Here is a 20,477-nt window from a genome sequence, read left to right as displayed (position 1 = left end):
GATGATTAACAGTATAATATTGGCTGGAAAGTCAGAAAAAAAATTAAAAGGAAAGTATACAAAAGCACTTGTAAATATTAATGGAAAGCCTATGATTTCGTATGTAATTAAAGCATTAAAAGAATCTGGAGTAGTAGATAAAATAGTTGTAATTGGGGATAGAGATGAAATTAACAAAGAAGCACTTGAAGATGTGGAATTTGTAATTCAAGATAGAGGTTCAATAATAGATAATGTAATAGCCGGAGTAGACTATTTTAAAGAAGACTCTATGATATTAATATCTACTTGTGATATTCCGCTTTTGACAGGTGAAGCTGTATATGATTTTGTAAAAAAATCATTAGAGTCAAAGGCAGATGTTTGTTATCCAATAATTGAAAAAAGTGTTTGCCTTGAAAAATATCCAGAAGCAATTAGAACTTATGCTAAGCTTAAAGATGGCTATTTTACTGGTGGAAATTTGATATTAATAAATCCAAAAGTTCTGGATAGATGCATAGTAAAGGCAAAACAAATGATAGAGTACAGAAAAAATCCTGTAAAAATGAGTAAAGTACTAGGGTTTACTTTCTTATTAAAACTTGTTATTGGTAGGCTTACTATTGAGAGTGCAGAAAAAAGAGTATCTAAAATCTTAAGATTGAAGCCAAAGGCAATAATAACACCATATCCTGAAATTGGGAATGATGTGGACAAACTTGAAGATTTAAATATGGCTGAAAAATATTTGAGTTAAACTGAGGGTCTATATCCTCAGTTTTAGATTCAATATAAAGTATATTATATAATGTAATTTTGTCAGCAGTTTATACTTCGGGCATATGCCCGAAGTATTGTAGTTTATGATTTTACAATTCTTTTAAAAGGTTTGCCATTTCAATAGCAGTTAAGGCAGCTTCATAGCCTTTGTTACCAGCTTTCGTTCCAGATCTTTCAATAGCCTGTTCAATAGTATCTGTAGTTAAAACGCCAAATATCACAGGTATTTCAGTATCTAAAGATACCTTTGCTATGCCTTTTGAAACCTCACTTGCTACATAGTCAAAATGAGGTGTAGCTCCCCTTATTACTGCTCCTAGGCAGATTACTGCATCATATTTTTTAGATTTAGCCATTTTTTTAGCTATCAGGGGAATTTCAAAGGAACCAGGAACCCAGGTTACTTCAATATCTTCTTCATTTACTCCATGTCTTTTTAGTCCGTCTAAAGCACCGGAAAGAAGTTTGCTACTTATAAATTCGTTGAACCTACCCACTATAATTCCAAACTTTAAACCTTGAGCAATCAATTTACCTTCATAGATTTTCATATTATTCTTCCTCCTTTAGAAATTCTAACATGTGTCCCATTTTTTTCTTTTTAGTTTTTAAATAATACTCATTTTTTTCATTACAGCCTACTTCAATAGGTATTCTTTCAACTATTTTAAGGCCATAGCCTGATAAACCTGAAAGCTTTTTCGGATTGTTTGTCATGAGTTTTATATTTTTAATTCCTAAATCTACAAGTATCTGTGCTCCGATTCCATAATCTCTCAAGTCTTCAGGAAATCCTAAAGCGAGATTGGCTTCTACTGTATCCATACCTTTATCTTGGAGAGCATATGCCTTTAACTTATTTATTAAACCTATGCCTCTCCCTTCTTGACGTAAGTATAATAAAACGCCTTTACCTTCCTCATTAATATACTTCAATGCAGCTTGCAGTTGTTCTCCGCAGTCACATCTCATTGATCCAAAGGTATCACCTGTAAGGCATTCAGAATGGACCCTTACAAGTACAGGTTCATCTCCAGCTATATTACCTTTTACTAAAGCCACATGATGTTCGTCGTTTAATTTATTCTGATATCCAATTATTTTGAATTCTCCATATTTTGTGGGCATATTAGCCTCTGCAACTTTTTCTATTAAGACTTCATTTTTTCTTCTATAGGATATCAAATCTGCTATAGTAATTATTTTGAGATTATGTTTTTTTGCAAATTTCATAAGTTGCGGAAGTCTTGCCATGGTACCGTCATCATTCATAATTTCACAAATTACACCTGCTGGGTATAAATTAGCGAGCCTGGCTAGATCTACTGCAGCTTCCGTATGTCCAGCTCTTTTTAAAACCCCGCCTTGCCTTGCTTCAAGAGGGAATACATGGCCTGGTCTTTTAAAATCTTGAGGTTTAGCATTTTTATCTAAAACTTTCTTTATAGTAAGAGCTCTTTCGAAAGCTGAAATACCTGTTTTAGTTTCTTTAGCATCTATTGATATCGTAAAGGCAGTCGAATGTGAGTCAGTATTTTCGCTGACCATTTGGGGTATATCAAGTGCTTTAAGTCTTTCAGAAATTATAGGCATGCAGATAAGTCCTCTTCCGAATTTAGTCATGAAGTTAACTGCTTCAGGTGTAATCTTTTCTGCTGCCATTACAAGGTCGCCTTCGTTTTCTCTGTCTTCATCATCTACTACGATAATCATTTTACCCTGTTTTATATCTACTATAGCTTCTTCTATAGTATTAAATTTAAACAAATTTATCACCTCTTTTATATAAATCCATGCTTTTTTAGGAATTCCACATCTATACCTTTATCATCTTTTGTTTCGTTGTTATAAACTAGGAGTTTTTCAACATATTTGCCTATCATATCACATTCTAGATTGACTTCGTCACCTAAAGATTTTTCTATAAGTGTTGTGACTTCTTTAGTATGGGGGATTATGGACACTTTAAATGTTTTGTTATCAATGTAGGCTACTGTTAAGCTGATGCCGTCAATAGCAATAGAGCCTTTGAAGATGATATATTTCAACAATTCTTCAGGAGGTTTTATAGTAACCCATATTGCATTGTCTTCTTTGTCAAATGACAGTATTTTACCTGTTCCATCGATATGACCGCTTACTAAATGTCCTCCCAGCCTATCGCTTAATCTCAATGCTCTTTCGAGATTAACCTTACTACCTGGCGCTAAATTTTTTAAATTACTTTTCCTAATAGTTTCAGGCATGACGTCTACGCTGAATGTATTATCGGTAAAATCTGTAACCGTTAAACATACTCCGTTTGTGCTAATACTGTCTCCAATTTTTATGTCTTCCAATACTTTCTTTGCTTTTATAACTATTTTTACAGATTTAGTTCCCTTTAAAATCGATTTAACTATACCTACTTCTTCAACAAGACCAGTGAACAAGTTAATTACCTCCTTTGTTTCGTACATATCCTTCTATCATAATATCTTCATCTAACTTATGAATTGTGATATTATCTATGCAAAAAGAGTCTTTTATAAATGGAACACCATCTCCATCAACAGGAGTTTTGGACAGATGACCTCCGATTATTTTAGGTGCTATAAAGAAGTTTATTTTATCAACTATATTGGATTTTAAAGCGGAATAATTGAGAGTTCCTCCGCCTTCTAGAAGAACGCTGTCTATACCCATTTCACCTAACTTTTTCATAAGATAATTTAAGTCTACTTTGCCGTTTATAGTTGGTGCCGTTAAGACTTCTACTCCCAGGTCTTTAAGTTTTTTGATTTTGTTCTTATCAGCCAAAATCGTAGTAGCTACTATAGTTTTTGCATTAGTTATACCTTTAACTACTTTTGAATCTAAAGGTATTTTGCATCTGCTGTCTACAATAACTCTTACAGGATTTTTTCCTTTAAAATTCTTTAACCTTACTGTAAGTTGAGGGTCATCAACTATGACTGTATTTATTCCTACCATTATGGCACTGTATCTATGCCTTAATTTATGAACGTACTGCCTAGAAGTTTTACCAGTGATCCATTTAGAATCAGAAAACTTTGTAGCTATCTTTCCATCTAGAGTCATTGCAGTTTTCATGAGGCAGAAAGGAACTTTGGTTGTAATATATTTTATAAAGATTTCATTGAGTTTTTTTGCTTCATCTTCTAATATGCCTATTTCTACTTCAATTCCATTATTCTTAAGTATTTCTACACCTCTACCAGAAACTAAAGGATTAGGATCCAAGGTTGCTATAATAACTTTTTTAATACCGCTGCTTATTATTCTATTGACACATGGGGGAGTTTTCCCAAAATGAGAACAAGGTTCTAAGGTTACATACATGATTGAATCTTCTGGATTTTCAACAACTGAATTTAAAGCTTCAACTTCTGCATGATTTCCGCCAAAGTATTTATGATAACCTTCCCCTATAATATTGTCATTCTTAACAATGATACAGCCTACCATTGGATTAGGGTTTACAAAACCAGCACCTTTTTCTGCCAATTCCAGTGCTCTTTTCATGTATTTTATATTCATTATAAATTACCCCCACATATATAAAATAAAACCCTGAAGTTAAAACTTCAGGGCATAAAATTTCAAAAAGATATAGGACGATACAAACATTTTTCCTTCTCCCATCCAGACTATACTGTCGGCTCTGGAATCTCACCAGATCAACCGCAACTGCGGCTCGCGGGCTGTACCGCCGGTCGGGAATTTCACCCTGCCCTGAAGGAAATAAACATATTCTATTATAATATTTGATTGTTTAAATAAAGCATATCATTATTGGATTTTAAAATCAAGTTTTTATATCAATTTCAAATAATTCCTTTTAATGAAACGTAAGCGAGTAATACTTCATTTTTTGCATAACATTACATATTATTGCAAATATTATATTTAACAAAAAAGTGGAAATCGTAGAGGTGATATTTTGGCTTTAACGAAGTCAGTTATAAATGAATTTAAAGAGCTGTACAGCTTATATATGGCTTTTTTAGTAGTATTTATAGGTTTTTTTACATATTTTGTTGATGGAGTGTATTTAAGAGCTAAGGGAAATATGAAAGAATCATCTTTAGCAAAAATAATAGGAATTATATATATAATTGGAGGTCCATTATTTTATGTTTTAATTAGAATTTTGTGAGGAGGAGCTAGATGCCACTTAAGAAAAGAAATAAAAAAGAAGATTCTAAACAAGAAAATAGCATATCTATATCAAAAGATATAGAGACAAACTTGAAAAAGATAAAAGAGATATTAAAAGATTGTGATGATATAGTTTATAGAGAATTTACAGTTGGAGAAAGACAAAATTTCAAATTTGCAATTGTATATGTAGATGGCCTTACTGACAAAATGCTAGTAAACGATTATGTATTAGAATCTCTTATGCATCAAGCTAGAGGTTTAGAGCCTCATCCTAATAGCATTAAGAGCAACTTATATGAATTAGTAAAAAAAGGAAATATTGCAATTACAGAGATGAAAGAAGTAGAGACTTTAAATGAGGCGATAGATAATATATTAGCAGGTGAAACAATACTTCTTATAAATAGATATCAAAAAATTATAATCGCATCATCTCGTGGATGGCCTGTAAGAGGTCTGACTGAACCTCAGACAGAGACTGTAATAAGAGGACCAAGGGATGGTTTTGTAGAAACGCTTAAAGTCAATACTACATTAGTTAGAAGAAGAATAAGGGACCCTAAACTTAAAATAAAAAATATGCAGATTGGCAGAAGATCTAAAACAGATATAGCTGTGCTTTATATAGAGGATGTAGCTAATAAAGAGCTTATTGAAGAGGTTATAAAGAGACTCAAGACTATTAAAGTAGATGTAATTTTAGAGAGTGGAATTATAGAGCAGTTTATAGAGGACAATTGGGCATCACCTTTTCCACAAATAGAAAATACTGAAAGACCCGATGCCGTAGCAGCAGCTCTATATGAAGGGAGAGTTGCTATACTTGTTGATAATACACCTTTTGCACTCATAGTACCAGTAACTATTAGTACTTTATTACAGTCTTCTGAAGATTATTATGAAAGATGGATTATTACTTCTTTAATTAGAATTTTGAGATATATTGCATCTTTTATGGCTCTGTTATTACCTTCTATTTATATAGCAGTTACAGCTTATCATCCAGGTATGCTTCCTACACAGCTAGCCTTATATTTAGCAGCAACAAGAGAGGGAGTTCCATTCCCTGCTATTATTGAAGCATTTATTATGGAGGTTACTATAGAGCTTCTTAGAGAAGCAGGTATGAGATTGTCAGGACCTATTGGTACTACTATAGGTATAGTTGGAGGTCTAGTAATAGGTCAAGCTGCTGTTGAAGCTGGAATTGTAAGTCCTATGATGGTTATTATAGTTGCATTAACAACTATAGCGTCTTTTGCTATACCCAGCTATAATATTGCAACAGGTTTTCGCTTTGTAAGGTTTGGAATAATGATTTTTTCAGCGATATTAGGGTTGTATGGCATAATGTTAGCTTTAATTATATTAGGCACTCATTTGGTTAGATTAGAAAGCTTTGGAGTACCTTATATGTCACCTTATGTGTCTTTTAGTGCAACATATAATGATTTAAAAGACAGTCTAGTTAGAATGCCTATTCAAACTATGAAAAAAAGACCTAAATTTACTAAGGTCTACGATAAAGACAGAATATTTTCTGACAGCGAAGAATAAGGGGTAAGAAGGTGCATGAATAATGATTAAAGGCAATGATAAGATATCAGCTAATCAAGTAATGTTTATTTTGCTTACGACAATCATTGGAGTAGGAATATTATCACTTCCTAGGAGTGTAGCTGAAAAGGCCAGTACTGACGGATGGATTCTAATAATATTAGGTGGAATTACTGCTTGTATTTTAACTGCAATATCAGTTAAGTTAGTTAATATGTTTACAAATAAAACTGTAGTGGAGTTTGGAAGAGAGTTAATTACAACTCCTATATCTAATACCATTTCAATTATATTATTTATGTATTTTGTTATATTTTCTGCTTTTGAAGTAAGAATTTTTGCAGAAGTTGTTAAAATGTTTCTATTAGATGATACTCCAACAGAAATTATTATAATTTCAATGCTTTTAGTTAGTGCATATTTAGTAAGAGGAGGAATAGAAGGATTAGCTAGGATGGCAGAGTTAATACTGCCTATAGTTGTTATACCAGTATTTTTATTACTATTATCTTTAATTCCAGATTTAGATTTTACTAATCTATTACCAATTTTTAGAACAAATCCGTTAGATATTATTAAATCTGTACATATAACTTTTTTTAGCTTTATGGGCTATGAATTGATATTACTTGTTTCAGCTTATGTCAAAGATACTGAAAATCTTATGAAATTTAATATTTTATCAATAGGAATTGTAACTTTAGTTTATATAGCTTTTTTTGTAGTGGCATTAAGCAGATTTGGAGAAAATGAAACAAAACATTTACTATGGCCAACATTATCTCTTATGAAAACAATAGATTTGCCAGGAGCTTTTATTGAAAACATAGAGGGTATTGTGATGGGGCTTTGGGTTTTATCTGTATTTGCATCTTTATCACCATTTTATTATTCTGCTGCTTTAATTTTGTGCAAATTATTTAGATTAAGAGAGCATAAATACTTTGTATTACCAATACTTCCTTTTATTTATATATTTTCTTTGGTTCCTGATAATATAGCATCAGTTTATGATTCTATGGAAAAGTTTACTAATTACTTAGGAACTTTTGTAGTTGTATTTATACCTACTGGTTACTTGATTGTAGCACTTATCAGGAAAAGGAAGAAGGGAGCTGCCAATAATGGTTAAACTAAAAAAAATAATTATTATTTTTATGTGTATTATATTATTGACAGGATGTTGGGACAAAGTTGAAATAAATGACAGAGCTTTTATTTCAGCAATAGGAGTAGATGTGCATGGAGATGGAGGAGAGCTTGAGAAAAAAGAAAGTGGATATAATAAATTCACCATAACTTTTGTTTTTCCCAATGTTAAGGCAATTAGAAAAGGTGGTGGCGGTGAAAAACCAAGATTTATTTTAAGTAGTATGGGACAAAATATATTTCATGTTTCTAATGCACTGACAACAAGATCTAATAAAACAATGTTTTTTGGACATACTAAGGCAATAATTATTGGAGAAAAAGTTGCTAGGGATAGTGATACATTTAAACAGATATTTGATGAGCTTGAGAGAACTCATGAAATCGGCAGAAAAGTAGGTGTTTTTATATCTCAAGGAGAAGCAAAAGAGGTTATAGAAATAGAGCCAAGTTTAGAGCCAGTTACAGGAACATATCTGACAGGTTTATCTAAAGCAAAAGAAAAGAGCTCTAGATTTACTCCAAAAACTATTGGAGATATCTTACCTAGTTTACATGATTGTAAGTGTGCTTTAATACCAAGAATAGTACCTACTAAAAATGAGATAAAAGTTGCAGGAGCTGCTGTTATTAGAGATTATAGGCTTGTAGGGTGGCTTGGTGAAATAGAAAACAGAAGTGTAATGTTTATAACTGATGAAGTTACTTCTGAAGATATAGATTTAATAAATGATAATGCTATAATATCATACTCTGTTACGGATTCAGTAGCTAAAAAGACTGGCAAGATAGAGAATGGACAAATAGTAGTGAATATAAATGTGAGTATGGAAGGTGTACTACAACAATACAAGCTTAAAACTTCTAAAGATGTTTTAGATGATAAATTATTAAGAAAATTGGAAGGAATGATTGAAAATAAGGTAAAAAATGAAATCGAGGGTACTATAAAAAAAATACAGAAAGAATTTAAGGCAGATGTAATTGGAATTGGAGATTATTTAAGCAAATTTAAGCCAGATATTTGGGATAAAGTTAAAGATGATTGGGATGATGTATTCCCAGAAGTAAATATAAAAGTTAATGTAAAGGCTAAGATAAGAAGAATTGGAATGAATAAGTAATAATGCTTCAAGGTATGTTTAAAAAAGAAAAAAACAGTTAATACTTATAGTAGCTGGATAATTTGCCTAGTACAGGAGGTATTATAAATGGTGCGTTATAAAAAAATATTATCTTTTGCATTAATATTTATATTGCTTATTGTTAGTGGTATATTTTTTTTAAGTGATGTATATAAAAATAGAGAAAGCTATAGAAATAAATTAATACGTTTCCATGTAATAGCTAATAGTGATTCTCCAGAAGACCAGCAATTAAAACTTAAAGTTAGAGATGCAATAATTAATGAAATGAATTCAAAATTTGGAAAAGTATCTTCATTAGATGAAAGCAAAAAAATTATTTTAGACAATTTAGATAAAATTGAGTACATAGCAGAAAAGCAGATTAAAAAATTAGGTAAGAATTATGATGTAAGTGTGCAATTTGGAGAGTATGATTTTCCTACAAAATCATATGGCAACTTCACTTTACCAGCAGGCAAATATCAAGCTGTTAGAGTTGTAATAGGAGAAGGTAAAGGTAAAAATTGGTGGTGCGTTATGTTTCCGCCATTATGCTTTATCGATATTACTCATGGAATCACAAATAACAAAATAAAACAAGAGTTAAAAGGAGTATTAACAGAAGAAGAATATAACATGATAATAAATGCTAATAATGAACGAGAAGTACCTTTGAAACTTAAATTTAAAGTAGTTGAGCTTCTTGAAAAGAGTAAATTAAGACTTGCAAAGATGCTTGTAGGGCTGGGTACTGGGTACTAGGTGCTGGGTACTGGATAGAAAAATTTAAAAATGTAAAGTGTAACAGGGATCACACGGCAGGGAACAGGGCAAAGGGAACAGGGATACTGCGGTCTGGCAACTGGTAACTGATCTCTGGCAACTGATTTCTGTTCTCTGTTCTCTGGCAACTGTTCACTATTGTAATATCAAAGCGACCTTAGGTCGTATTTTTTTTGAATAATTGCCTATATTACTACAGAAAATATTAACACTTAGATAAAAAAGATCTAGAGAGGAGGAAATTAATTGAAAAAATTAGTTTTGCTATTGAGTATATTTACGTTGATATTTTTTTCTGTATATACATCCTATATCGATACAAGTGTTATGTCAGATTATAAAGCTTATGCGATAACTAGAGTTTTATATTGGGGTTCTAGGGGAAGTGACGTAAAACAAGTTCAATCTAGATTACTTAAATGGGGTTATTATACGGGAAGAGTAGATGGTATATATGGTGCTGGAACGTATAGAGCAGTTCGTAGATTTCAAAGAAAAAATGGTCTAAAGGTAGATGGTGTTGTAGGACCTCGAACAGCTGCTGCACTTGGTATTAGTTTTAAGCGTGCTACTAGAGGTGCAGCTAGAAAAGTAACAAGAGATGATAATGTATATCTATTAGCAAGAGCCGTACATGGCGAAGCAAGAGGAGAGCCTTATATAGGCAAAGTGGCAGTTGCTGCAGTAATATTAAATAGGGTTGAACATCCATCTTTTCCAAATACTATAGCGAGTGTTATCTATCAACCTGGAGCTTTTACAGCTGTTAGTGATGGGCAGATAAATTTAACACCAGATAAGGATTCAATACGAGCTGCAAGAGATGCTATGAATGGTTGGGACCCATCATATGGTAGCCTTTATTATTGGAATCCTGCTACAGCTACAAGTAGATGGATATGGTCTAGAAAAGTTATAGTAAAAATTGGTAAACATTGGTTTGGCAAATAGAAATGGAGGTGAAATTATTGAAAAATAGAAGATGGTTTTTACCAGGGATATTAGCTTTGGCTTTTATAGTTGTTCTAGTATGGGGATTCGTTCAATATGAAACAAAGAATGACTATAAGCAGATGTTGAATAACGAATATCAGAGGCTTTTTTATGATATGAAAGACAATGTCGAGAATGTACAAGTAAACTTGTCTAAAGTTCTTTTAGCAGAATCAAAAGATTTAAATATTTTACTTTTATCACAAATTTGGCAGAATGCTTTAACAGCACAAGAAAAACTTTCACAAATGCCTGTAAGTCATAAAGATTTAAGTAAAACAGAAAAATTTCTTAATCAAGCAGCTGATTATTGTTATTCTTTAATACAGGCTTATTTAGACGGAAAGCCAATTACAAGTAAACAAAGACATGCACTATTTGCACTTCAAGATAATGCTAGTTATTTAGCAGATGAATTATCGAACCTACATAATAAGATTATGAAGGGGCGTTTAAATTTTAATTTAGTGAGAAGACGTGAAGATAGACAATTAGATAAGGCAAATGAAAATATTATGGATGCAAGATTAACCAAATTTGAAGAGAAGATTACAAACAATTACCCAGAATTGATATACGATGGACCTTTTTCTGACCAAGTTCTTAATGTAAAACCAAGAGGTTTAGGAGGAAAGGTTGTAAGTGTCAGCGAAGCAAAAGATATAGCAAAAAAATTTATAGGTGTTAAAAAAGTAAGGAAAATAACTAAGTTTGAAGAAGGAAAGAAGAGCAATGCAGCAAATATAAGTGCATATACATTTAGTATATCTCCAGAAAATGCGAGTAAGGAAAGAGCTATTTATATAAGTGTAAGTAAAAAGGGTGGTAAAGTAATATGGATGATGAATCCTAGGCCTGTAGATAGAAAAAAACTTTCTGTTAATGATGCATTAAAATATGCTAAAAAGTTTTTAGAAGAAAAAGGTTATAAGGGCATGGAACCTAACTACTCATTAAAATTTGATGGAGTCGTATTATTTAATTTTGCATATAAAGACAATAATGTTACGGTATATGCAGATAACATAAAAGTAAAGGTAGCATTAGACAATGGAGAGATAGTAGGATTTGATGCAGCTGCATATCTAAAAAGCCATTACGATAGAGATTTACCAAAGCCTAAACTTACAGAAGAGCAAGCGAGAGACAAGGTAAAACTAGATTTTGATATTGAAAATGTAAGACTAGCGTTAATACCAAAGAATGGAATAAAAGAAGTTTTATGCTATGAGTTTAAAGGTAAGTATAAGGGTTCTAACTTCATAGTATATATAAATGCTGAAACAGGTAAAGAAGAAAAAATACTTAAAGTAATAAGAGATGAAAATGGAATTTTGATGATTTAAAATTGAATATTGGAAAAAATAAAAATAATAAAATTTATTATATTACAAAAAATATTAGTAGATGGTATATGCCATCGACTCCAGCCTAGGGAGGAACATCATGGCTAAAAAAGGTTTGATGTCAAGTAAATTAAAAGAGGAAATTTCAAAACAGTTAGGATTATATGATATAGTAAAAAAAGAAGGATGGGGAGCAGTATCTTCAAGGGATTGTGGTAATATAGTGAGGAAGGCTATAGAGATAGCAGAGAAAAATATGGTGCAGGGAGTTTAATCTCCCTGTATTTTCTTTTGATATTTATAGTTTTTAACATATAATATTTATATAGGTACTGGATACTAGGTACTGGGTACTAGGTACTGGGTGCTGGGTACTGGGTACTGGAATTAGTGAATAGAGAATAGAGAATAGAGGACAGAGGACAGGGGACTGGAATACTGGTAACTGTACCCTGGCAGCTGGCAACTTTAAAAAACAGGAGGTAAAATATGGATAACAGGCCTATAGGGGTTTTTGATTCAGGTATAGGAGGACTTACAGTTTTAAAGGAAATTATGGAACAGCTTCCAAATGAAGATATAATATATTTTGGAGACACTGCAAGAATACCTTATGGAACTAGATCTAAAGAAACAGTAATAAAATATTCATTTCAGTGTATAAAATTTCTTTTGAGTAAGAATATAAAGGCTATAGTAATAGCGTGTAATACAGCTAGTGCGATAGCATTAGAATCTGCAAGGGAAAAATTTGATGTACCAATTATTGGAGTGATTGAGCCTGGAGCTAAAGCGGCAATATCTGCAACAAGAAACAATAAAATAGGAGTAATAGGTACTTCCGGTACTATAAATAGTGAAGCTTATCAGACTTTAATTAGAAATATGGATAAATCGAGTGAGGTAATAGGGGTTGCTTGTCCATTATTTGTGCAAATAGTAGAAGAAGGCTGGGAAGATACAGATGTTGCTATGTTAGCAGCTGAGAAATATCTAATGGAATTGAAGGAACATAATATAGATACCTTAGTATTAGGATGTACGCATTATCCAATATTGAGATATACATTAAGCAAGGTTATGGGTAAAGAAGTTTCTTTAGTTAATCCAGCGTTTGAAACAGCCAAGACTGTTAAAGAAATGCTGATTTCAAATGATATGTTAAAGGATTCTACAGATAAACCAAAGTATAAGTTTTATGTTAGTGATGATCCAGAAAAGTTTAGAAGAATAGGTGGCAATTTCTTGAGAAGAGAAATTCAGTCTATAGAGAAGGTCAACATAGAAAATCTTTAGAAAGGTTGGAAAATATGAAGGACGTAGTATTAAAAATAAAAGGGATACAAAAGAATTTAGATGGTGAAGATAACACGATAGAATTGATAACAGAAGGCAAATTCTATAAGAAGAAGGGATCATATTACTTAGTGTATGAGGAAACAGAAATTTCTGGTATGGAAGGGGCTACAACAACTTTAAAAATACAGGATGATAAGGTGCTTATGAAGAGATTTGGAACTAGCAATTCAAAATTAATATTTGAAAAGGGTAAAAAACATAAAACAGCTTATCATACACAATATGGAGATTTTGATATGGAAGTTACGACAAATAAAATTGAAATTGATATTTCAGATTTAGGTAAAGGAAGTATTAAATTATCATATAAACTAGTTATTTCAAATACAGTAGAGAGTAATAATCAATTAACTATAGATATTAGTTAGAGGGGTTGTTATGAAAAAAATAAACGATATAATAGATTCGTTTAAAATTAATATAATTAAAACTTTAAAAGAAGAAAATTTGGATTTTAATATAGATTTTGATGTTACAATTCCTGAAGATCCAAACTTTGGGGACTTATCAACCAATGTATCATTAAAATTAAGTTCATATTTAAAAAAATCTCCTAGAGAAATAGCCGAAATTATTGCAAAAAGACTTGATAAAAGCTTATTGTGTGTAAATAAAATTGAAGTTGCAGGACCAGGTTTTATAAATTTTTATTTAGATGATACTTGGATAATTAAAATTGGCGATATGATACTAAGAAATGGTGTAGATATATTAAAAAAAGATAAGAGCCAAAGTTATTTATTACATCTAATATTAGATGATCTATCAAATCAAAATGACATTAATAGAGCTAGGATTTATGCATATGCACTTTTGAATATTCTAAGATTAAAAGGCAATACAGTTCACCTAATCAATACAATCAAAAATGATAGATTAATAGATTTGGGAACTTTTAACCATATAATTAATATATTTCCTTATGGACATTTGAAAAATTTATGTTATAATACTAAAGGTGAAATTATTGAGGTTGGTAATATCTCACTACAAAATGGGAAAAAGAGGTTTAATGAAAACATTAAAGGTTTAATAGGTGAAAAGAGATTTAGTTTTTGGGCGCTGTCTAAAACTACCAAGAGAAATATAAGTATTCCTCTAGATTTAGCTGTTATTAACACTATAGATAACCCTTATTTTTTTGTTAGCTATGTTTATGAAAGAGCTAATAATATAAATTCTATATTAGAAAGAGAAGGTTATAGGATAGATAATAATTTAAAAGATATGTCTTTTAACTTGGTTGAAGGAAAAAAATTAATATTTCAGATCTTAGATTTAGAAAAGGTAATGGAAGAAGCTATAAGGTTTAAAGAACCATATAAGCTTTTTAGTTACCTTTATAATTTTTGTAGTGATTTCTATGAATACAACAATAAACTCTTTATTAGACAGTTTGAGAGAAATGAGATTTTAGGTAATATGTATATACTCAATGTTATAAAAGTTTTTGTTTCTGAAATATTAAATGTTTTAACAGTTAAGGTATTTGATATGTAAGGAGGTAGAAAGAAAATGTCAAAATTTAAAATAAAGGAAATAGCCTTATCATTAGCTACAGGAATGCTAGTAGGTGTTGTATTTAAGGTTTTAAAATTCCCTTTACCTGCTCCACCTAATATACCTGCATTTATGGGTATATTTGGAGTTTGGTTAGGTGCAACTTTAGTAAAAAATTAGAGAAAGGTAAGTGGTAGTATGGATATAATGTTAATTATAAAAGCTACATTAGCAGGAACAGTTTTAGGTGCTATCTTTAAGAAGTTTAAATTACCTCTTCCTGCACCACCAGTTTTAGCTGGAGTTATAGGTGTGTTAGGGGTAGTATTTGGTGGAATGATAGCAGACAAAATATTCTAATTGTAGTATAATGATTAATGTAAAATAATAATACTTATTAGGCACTCATAGAGTGCCTAATATTTGGCACTTAAAGCCGAAAATTCGGCGGTGGGGGGGAGATTAGGTGAGAAAGCTTTTTTTTAGAGAAAACATTTTTGAAATACTAGATTATCTAGATGAGGGCATTCATATTATAGATAGTAGAGGCAATATTGTTTATTATAATAAAGCAGCACAAAGACTAGATGAAATAGAAAGAGATAAAGCTATTGGAAGGCATATATTAGAAATATATCCTTCACTGACTTATGAGACTAGTACACTTTTAAAGGTAATTAAGACTGGACAGCCTATATTTAATGTTGAGCAAACTTTTGTAAATTATAAAGGTGATAAGATTACTACAATTAATACATCCTTGCCAATAAAGGCAAATGGTAAAATAATTGGAGCATTGGAAATATCTAAAGATATTACTCAAGTTAAAAGATTATCTGAGAAAATTGTAGATCTTCAGAAGGAACTTTTTAAGGGTGAAGGAAGAAAGTCTAATAAAAATAAACAAACAGCTAAATATACTTTTGTAGATATAATTGGTACAAGTGAGAAAATGCTAAGACTTAAAACTTTAGCTTTAAAGGCTTCTTTGGTATCATCTCCAGTTTTGATATATGGTAAAACAGGAACAGGAAAGGAACTTTTTGTTCAGTCGATTCATAATGCAAGTTCTAGAAAAAATAAGCCTTTTATTGCTCAAAATTGTGCAGCATTACCATCTGGTCTGCTAGAAAGTATATTGTTTGGAACTGTCAAAGGTAGCTTTACTGGCGCAGAGGATAGACCAGGACTATTTGAACTTGCAAATGGTGGAACACTTTTTTTGGATGAAATTAATTCGATGCCTTTAGATTTACAGGCAAAGCTTCTTAGAGTGATACAAGATGGGAGCATAAGAAGAGTGGGGGCAGTAAAGACAATTGATGTAGATGTTAGAATTATTGCTGCTATTAATGTCTCTCCTGAAGAAGCTATTGAAAAGAAACAAATAAGAAGAGATTTATATTATAGACTTAATGTAATTACATTAAGTCTTCCTGAACTTAAAGAGAGGGTAGAGGATATTCCTTTATTAGTAGAGCATTTTATAAATAAATTTAATAGAACTTTAGGAAGAAATGTTAAAGGTGTTTCAAAGGACGTTATGAATTCATTTTTGAAATATTATTGGCCGGGAAATGTTAGAGAACTTGAACATGTTATAGAAGGTATAATGACTCTTCATGATATAGAAGAAATACAGCTTGAATATTTGCCAAAGCCTCTTAAGGAAACTATAAAAAAACCAACCAATATAAAACCTTTAAGAGAAACACTTGAGGAAACAGAGAAAAATATAATATATGAGGCTCTTAAGATGACAGATTGGAATATAACTAAGACATCTGAGCTAATTGGAATACCTAGGCAGACATTGCAGTATAAGATGAAGAAATATGGATTAAAAAAATAAATACAAGTGCCCAAATTTAGGCACTATAAACAAAAAAAACGGCTTTTAGCCGTTTTTTTGTTTATGCATATAACTATTAATTCGCGAAAAGTGAACGTCGAACGACGAAAAGCGAATGACGAATCTTGGCATATTCCTTGCATAGATATTTATTCGGTAAAAAAATAAAATAGGAGGGGAAAGTAAAATGAAAAAAGGATGTCCATACGGAACTCACAGAGTAATTGAACCTAAGGGGGTATTACCTCAACCTGCATTGAAAATTGACAACAATATGGAAATTTACGATAACGAAATATTAATTGATGTACAAACATTAAACATAGACTCTGCAAGCTTTACACAAATTAAGGAAGAAGCGGGTGGTAGTTTAGAAAAAATTAAAGAAATAATGATGAATATAGTTAATACAAGAGGTAAACATCAAAACCCTGTAACAGGTTCTGGCGGTATGTTAATCGGTACAGTTGAAAAAATAGGACCAGCTCTAGAAGGAAAGACAAATCTTAAAGTTGGAGATAAGATAGCTACATTAGTATCATTATCATTAACTCCATTAAGAATAGATGAAATACTAGAAGTAAGAAAAGATATCGACCAAGTAGATATAAAAGGAAAAGCAATACTATTTGAAAGTGGTATTTATGCTGTAATACCAAATGATATACCAGAAAATCTTGCATTATCTGTATTAGATGTTGCTGGTGCACCAGCTCAAACTGCAAAATTAGTTAAGCCTGGGGATACAGTATTAGTTATAGGTGGAGCAGGTAAATCTGGCATGTTGTGTTTATATGAAGCAAAGAAAAGAGTTGGAGTAACAGGAAAAGTAATTTGTCTAGGACATAGTCAAAAGAGCATAGAAAGAGTAAAACAGGCAGGGTTAGCAGACTACTATATTCAAGCAGATGCAACTAACGCTACCCAAGTTATGGAAAAGATTAAAGAAGTTACAAATGGAGAAATGGTTGATATAACTATAAATTGTGTAAACGTTCCTAACACTGAAATGGCAAGTATATTAGCGACAAAAGATGATGGTTTAATCTATTTCTTTAGTATGGCTACTAGTTTTACTAAAGCAGCATTAGGAGCAGAAGGGGTAGGAAAAGATGTAACTATGATTATAGGAAATGGATATACAAAAGGTCATGCAGAAATTGCTTTACAAATAATGAGAGAAAGCGAAGCTTTAAGAAAAATATACGAAGAGTTATATGCGTAATTATTAGTCGTTCGCTTTTCGCTGTTCGTCATTCGTTTTTCGAATGGCGAATATCAAAAGACGAATATCGAATTTAAATTAAAAGGGGGAGATTTGATGGTAAATTTCAGAGATATAGAACTTTGGAAAAATGTAACAGATGAAGAATGGAACGATTGGAGATGGCAGGTAAAAAATAGAATTACAGATGTAGAAGACCTTAAGAAAATTATAAACTTAACAGAAGAGGAAGAAAAAGATATAAGAGAAACATTAGAAAAGTTTAGAATGGGTATAACGCCTTACTACGCTTCACTTATGGATAAAGATGATCCTAATTGTCCTGTTAGAATGCAAGCAGTACCTACAATAATGGAAACTCATACGAGCTCAGCAGATATGTTAGATCCATTACATGAAGATACAGATTCACCAGTTCCAGGGTTAACTCACAGATATCCTGATAGAGTACTTTTACTTATAACAGATCAGTGTTCTATGTATTGCAGACATTGTACAAGAAGGAGATTTGCAGGACATCAAGATGCAGCAATGCCAATGGATAGAATTGAAGCAGCTATTGAATATATTAAAAAAACACCACAAGTAAGAGATGTTCTTTTATCAGGTGGAGATGCTTTGTTAGTGTCAGATGAAAGATTAGAGGCTATTATCAAAAAGTTAAGAGAAATACCTCATGTTGAAGTAATACGTATTGGTTCACGTACTCCTGTTGTATTACCACAGAGAATTACAGATGACCTAGTTAATATGCTTAAAAAATATCATCCAATTTGGTTAAATACACATTTCAACCATCCAAAGGAAATTACAGAGGAGTCAAGGAAAGCTATAGAAAGATTAGCTAATGCTGGAATACCATTAGGTAACCAATCAGTATTACTAAGAGGTGTAAATGACTGCGTACATGTAATGAGAAAGTTAGTTCATGAATTGGTTAAAATTAGAGTAAGACCTTATTATATATATCAGTGTGACCTTTCTATGGGTATAGAGCACTTTAGAACTTCAGTATCAAAAGGTATAGAAATTATCGAAGGTTTAAGAGGACATACTTCAGGTTATGCTGTACCTACATTTGTTGTAGATGCTCCTGGTGGCGGTGGGAAAATACCTGTAATGCCTAACTATGTAGTATCTATGTCTCCTAATAAGGTGATTTTAAGAAACTTTGAAGGAGTTATAACAACTTATACTGAGCCTGAGGATTATAAATCTGGATGTAATTGCCCTGTATGTAGAGGAGAAAAAGAGCATAAACTTACAGGTGTAGCTGGACTTTTACAAGGCAATGATATAGCACTTGAACCAACTAAGTTAGAGAGAAGAGAAAGAGCGGAAAATAGGGAATAGATGATAGAGAACAGGGAACAGGGGACAGAGAACAGGGATAAAGAATTAGAAATTGAAAATGTAAAATGTAGAATTAATTATGGTTAGTGGTCGAAAGTCAACAGTCGATGGATTAAAAATTATTGGCTTATAGATAACAGCTTTCAATTATCAGTTATTCTTTAAATTTTAATTTTAAATTTTCAATTTTACATTTTACATTTCGCTTTCTGTCCCCTGGCAACTGAGTTTTGTCCCCTGGTAACTGCCAATTGACATGCGAGGTGCTAAAGATGAAGCTTATAGATATCATAGATAAAAAATATAAAACAGTTTCAATTGTAGGTATGGCAAAAAATGCGGGTAAAACTGTTACATTAAACAAATTGATAGAGGATGCTTACGATAGAGACATAATATTAGGCATAACTTCTATTGGAAGAGATGGCGAAAATGAAGATATAGTTACAAATACCGAAAAACCTATGATATATGTTCCAGAAGGAAGTTTTGTAGCTACTTTAGCTGAAAATTTAAATAAAGGGGACGCGAAATTAGAGATTATAAAGGTTACAGAATATAAGACACCAATGGGGGAAGTGGTTGTAAGTAGAGTAAGAGACGGTGGCTATTTGCAGATAGCAGGGCCTCAAACTAATAAAGGTATTAAAGAAATAAGTGACTTTATGTTATCTTTAGGAGCAGAAATTGTTTTAATAGATGGGGCTATAGATAGAATTTCTTCAGCATCACCATCTGTCTCAGAGGGTACTATATTAGCTACAGGAGCGGTTATAAGCAGAGATATAAACAGAGTAATTGAAGATACGGTTCATACAGTGAGGCTTTTTAATCTTGAAAGCATTACTGATATTAATGAGAAAGCTGTTATTGAAGAAATAATGAAAAATGAAAGGATAGGTATTGTAGATGAACACTTAAACATACAGTATCTTGATTTAAAGACTGCTATAAATAGTGGGAAAGTAATCGGTTCGGAAATTAAAGAAGATACAAAATATGTAGTATTTACAGGGGCTTTGGTCGGAAAAACTTTAATTGATATTATAAGTACTACAAGATTGTTTAAGCAGGTTGAGTTTGTTGTTAGAGATGGGACTAAGATATTTACTTCACCAAAAGAATGGTTAAAGCTTATGAAAATGGGGGTTAAGGTTAGAGTTTTAGAATCTATTAATACATTAGCTGTAACGATAAATCCATATTCTCCACAGGGTTATTATTTTGACAGTAGTGAATTTCTAAAAAAAATGCGTATGTTCATTAAAGATATACCTGTTTTTGATGTAATGTTGGGGGATGAATAA

22 protein-coding genes and 1 riboswitch are annotated in these 20,477 nt (G+C 31.7%); of the genes, 18 read left to right on the top strand and 4 right to left on the bottom strand.

Going from position 1 to position 20,477, the window contains the following annotated elements:
• The first annotated feature begins 1 nt into the window (after position 1).
• A complete protein-coding gene (locus tag TR13x_RS05155; protein ID WP_200905820.1) occupies positions 2 to 739 on the top strand; it encodes a nucleotidyltransferase family protein in 738 nt (245 codons plus the stop codon).
• Between the two features lie 112 nt (positions 740 to 851).
• Here TR13x_RS05155 and ribE read toward each other — a convergent pair whose 3' ends face one another.
• From ribE to ribD, 4 genes are read right to left on the bottom strand one after another with little or no spacing between them, the layout of a single operon-like run.
• Positions 852 to 1,313, bottom strand: a complete 462-nt coding sequence (gene ribE, locus TR13x_RS05150; RefSeq protein ID WP_054870832.1) for a 6,7-dimethyl-8-ribityllumazine synthase — start codon at positions 1,311 to 1,313, stop codon at positions 852 to 854.
• A gap of 1 nt (position 1,314) precedes the next feature.
• On the bottom strand, positions 1,315 to 2,529 hold the full coding sequence (locus TR13x_RS05145; RefSeq protein WP_082394796.1) for a bifunctional 3,4-dihydroxy-2-butanone-4-phosphate synthase/GTP cyclohydrolase II: 1,215 nt from the start codon (positions 2,527 to 2,529) through the stop codon (positions 1,315 to 1,317).
• Between the two features lie 14 nt (positions 2,530 to 2,543).
• Complete coding sequence (locus TR13x_RS05140) at positions 2,544 to 3,194, bottom strand: riboflavin synthase (protein ID WP_054870831.1); 651 nt, start codon at positions 3,192 to 3,194, stop codon at positions 2,544 to 2,546.
• Between the two features lies 1 nt (position 3,195).
• Complete coding sequence (gene ribD / locus TR13x_RS05135) at positions 3,196 to 4,302, bottom strand: bifunctional diaminohydroxyphosphoribosylaminopyrimidine deaminase/5-amino-6-(5-phosphoribosylamino)uracil reductase RibD (RefSeq protein ID WP_054870830.1); 1,107 nt, start codon at positions 4,300 to 4,302, stop codon at positions 3,196 to 3,198.
• Between the two features lie 89 nt (positions 4,303 to 4,391).
• A riboswitch (FMN riboswitch) is annotated at positions 4,392 to 4,509 on the bottom strand.
• Positions 4,510 to 4,705: 196 nt separating this feature from the next.
• Here ribD and TR13x_RS05130 point away from each other — a divergent pair.
• From TR13x_RS05130 to TR13x_RS05060, 17 genes are all read left to right on the top strand, one after another.
• Positions 4,706 to 4,921 carry a CLC_0170 family protein gene (locus tag TR13x_RS05130; RefSeq protein ID WP_054870829.1) on the top strand — a complete coding sequence of 72 codons (216 nt, stop codon included), beginning with the start codon at positions 4,706 to 4,708 and terminating at the stop codon, positions 4,919 to 4,921.
• A gap of 11 nt (positions 4,922 to 4,932) precedes the next feature.
• Positions 4,933 to 6,483: a spore germination protein gene (locus TR13x_RS05125; protein ID WP_054870828.1), complete on the top strand. Its 1,551-nt coding sequence runs from the start codon at positions 4,933 to 4,935 to the stop codon at positions 6,481 to 6,483.
• A gap of 22 nt (positions 6,484 to 6,505) precedes the next feature.
• Complete coding sequence (locus tag TR13x_RS05120; protein ID WP_054870827.1) at positions 6,506 to 7,615, top strand: endospore germination permease; 1,110 nt, start codon at positions 6,506 to 6,508, stop codon at positions 7,613 to 7,615.
• Complete coding sequence (locus TR13x_RS05115; protein WP_054870826.1) at positions 7,608 to 8,756, top strand: Ger(x)C family spore germination protein; 1,149 nt, start codon at positions 7,608 to 7,610, stop codon at positions 8,754 to 8,756. The genes TR13x_RS05120 and TR13x_RS05115 overlap by 8 nt, the downstream gene beginning before the upstream one ends.
• An 87-nt stretch (positions 8,757 to 8,843) precedes the next feature.
• A complete protein-coding gene (gene spoIIR, locus TR13x_RS05110; RefSeq protein WP_054870825.1) occupies positions 8,844 to 9,521 on the top strand; it encodes a stage II sporulation protein R in 678 nt (225 codons plus the stop codon).
• A 267-nt stretch (positions 9,522 to 9,788) separates the two neighbouring features.
• A complete protein-coding gene (sleB, locus tag TR13x_RS05105) occupies positions 9,789 to 10,493 on the top strand; it encodes a spore cortex-lytic enzyme (RefSeq protein ID WP_054870824.1) in 705 nt (234 codons plus the stop codon).
• A 17-nt stretch (positions 10,494 to 10,510) separates the two neighbouring features.
• The gene (ypeB, locus tag TR13x_RS05100) at positions 10,511 to 11,881 is read left to right on the top strand and encodes a germination protein YpeB (RefSeq protein ID WP_369813265.1); all 1,371 of its coding nucleotides are present in this window, start codon (positions 10,511 to 10,513) and stop codon (positions 11,879 to 11,881) included.
• Between the two features lie 100 nt (positions 11,882 to 11,981).
• Positions 11,982 to 12,155, top strand: a complete 174-nt coding sequence (locus tag TR13x_RS10925; RefSeq protein WP_082394795.1) for a small, acid-soluble spore protein, alpha/beta type — start codon at positions 11,982 to 11,984, stop codon at positions 12,153 to 12,155.
• Positions 12,156 to 12,370: 215 nt separating this feature from the next.
• Positions 12,371 to 13,177, top strand: coding sequence for a glutamate racemase (murI, locus tag TR13x_RS05095; RefSeq protein ID WP_054870822.1), 807 nt, complete (start codon positions 12,371 to 12,373; stop codon positions 13,175 to 13,177).
• Positions 13,178 to 13,191: 14 nt separating this feature from the next.
• Positions 13,192 to 13,608 carry a DUF1934 domain-containing protein gene (locus tag TR13x_RS05090; protein ID WP_054870821.1) on the top strand — a complete coding sequence of 139 codons (417 nt, stop codon included), beginning with the start codon at positions 13,192 to 13,194 and terminating at the stop codon, positions 13,606 to 13,608.
• A 10-nt stretch (positions 13,609 to 13,618) separates the two neighbouring features.
• Positions 13,619 to 14,740 (top strand): DALR anticodon-binding domain-containing protein, encoded by a 1,122-nt coding sequence (locus TR13x_RS05085; RefSeq protein WP_054870820.1) that lies wholly within the window; start codon positions 13,619 to 13,621, stop codon positions 14,738 to 14,740.
• A gap of 15 nt (positions 14,741 to 14,755) precedes the next feature.
• Positions 14,756 to 14,920 carry a XapX domain-containing protein gene (locus tag TR13x_RS10920; RefSeq protein WP_200905819.1) on the top strand — a complete coding sequence of 55 codons (165 nt, stop codon included), beginning with the start codon at positions 14,756 to 14,758 and terminating at the stop codon, positions 14,918 to 14,920.
• Positions 14,921 to 14,938: 18 nt separating this feature from the next.
• Positions 14,939 to 15,100, top strand: a complete 162-nt coding sequence (locus TR13x_RS05080; protein WP_242851720.1) for a DUF1427 family protein — start codon at positions 14,939 to 14,941, stop codon at positions 15,098 to 15,100.
• Positions 15,101 to 15,206: 106 nt separating this feature from the next.
• Positions 15,207 to 16,592 carry a sigma-54-dependent Fis family transcriptional regulator gene (locus TR13x_RS05075; RefSeq protein WP_054870819.1) on the top strand — a complete coding sequence of 462 codons (1,386 nt, stop codon included), beginning with the start codon at positions 15,207 to 15,209 and terminating at the stop codon, positions 16,590 to 16,592.
• A 187-nt stretch (positions 16,593 to 16,779) separates the two neighbouring features.
• Positions 16,780 to 17,817 carry a zinc-binding dehydrogenase gene (locus TR13x_RS05070; protein ID WP_054870818.1) on the top strand — a complete coding sequence of 346 codons (1,038 nt, stop codon included), beginning with the start codon at positions 16,780 to 16,782 and terminating at the stop codon, positions 17,815 to 17,817.
• Between the two features lie 96 nt (positions 17,818 to 17,913).
• Positions 17,914 to 19,170 carry a lysine 2,3-aminomutase gene (gene ablA, locus TR13x_RS05065; protein WP_054870817.1) on the top strand — a complete coding sequence of 419 codons (1,257 nt, stop codon included), beginning with the start codon at positions 17,914 to 17,916 and terminating at the stop codon, positions 19,168 to 19,170.
• A gap of 272 nt (positions 19,171 to 19,442) precedes the next feature.
• On the top strand, positions 19,443 to 20,477 hold the full coding sequence (locus tag TR13x_RS05060) for a hypothetical protein (protein WP_054870816.1): 1,035 nt from the start codon (positions 19,443 to 19,445) through the stop codon (positions 20,475 to 20,477).

Source organism: Caloranaerobacter sp. TR13 (assembly GCF_001316435.1).
Taxonomy (GTDB): domain Bacteria; phylum Bacillota; class Clostridia; order Tissierellales; family Thermohalobacteraceae; genus Caloranaerobacter.
This window is presented reverse-complemented; position numbering and strand designations above follow the sequence as displayed.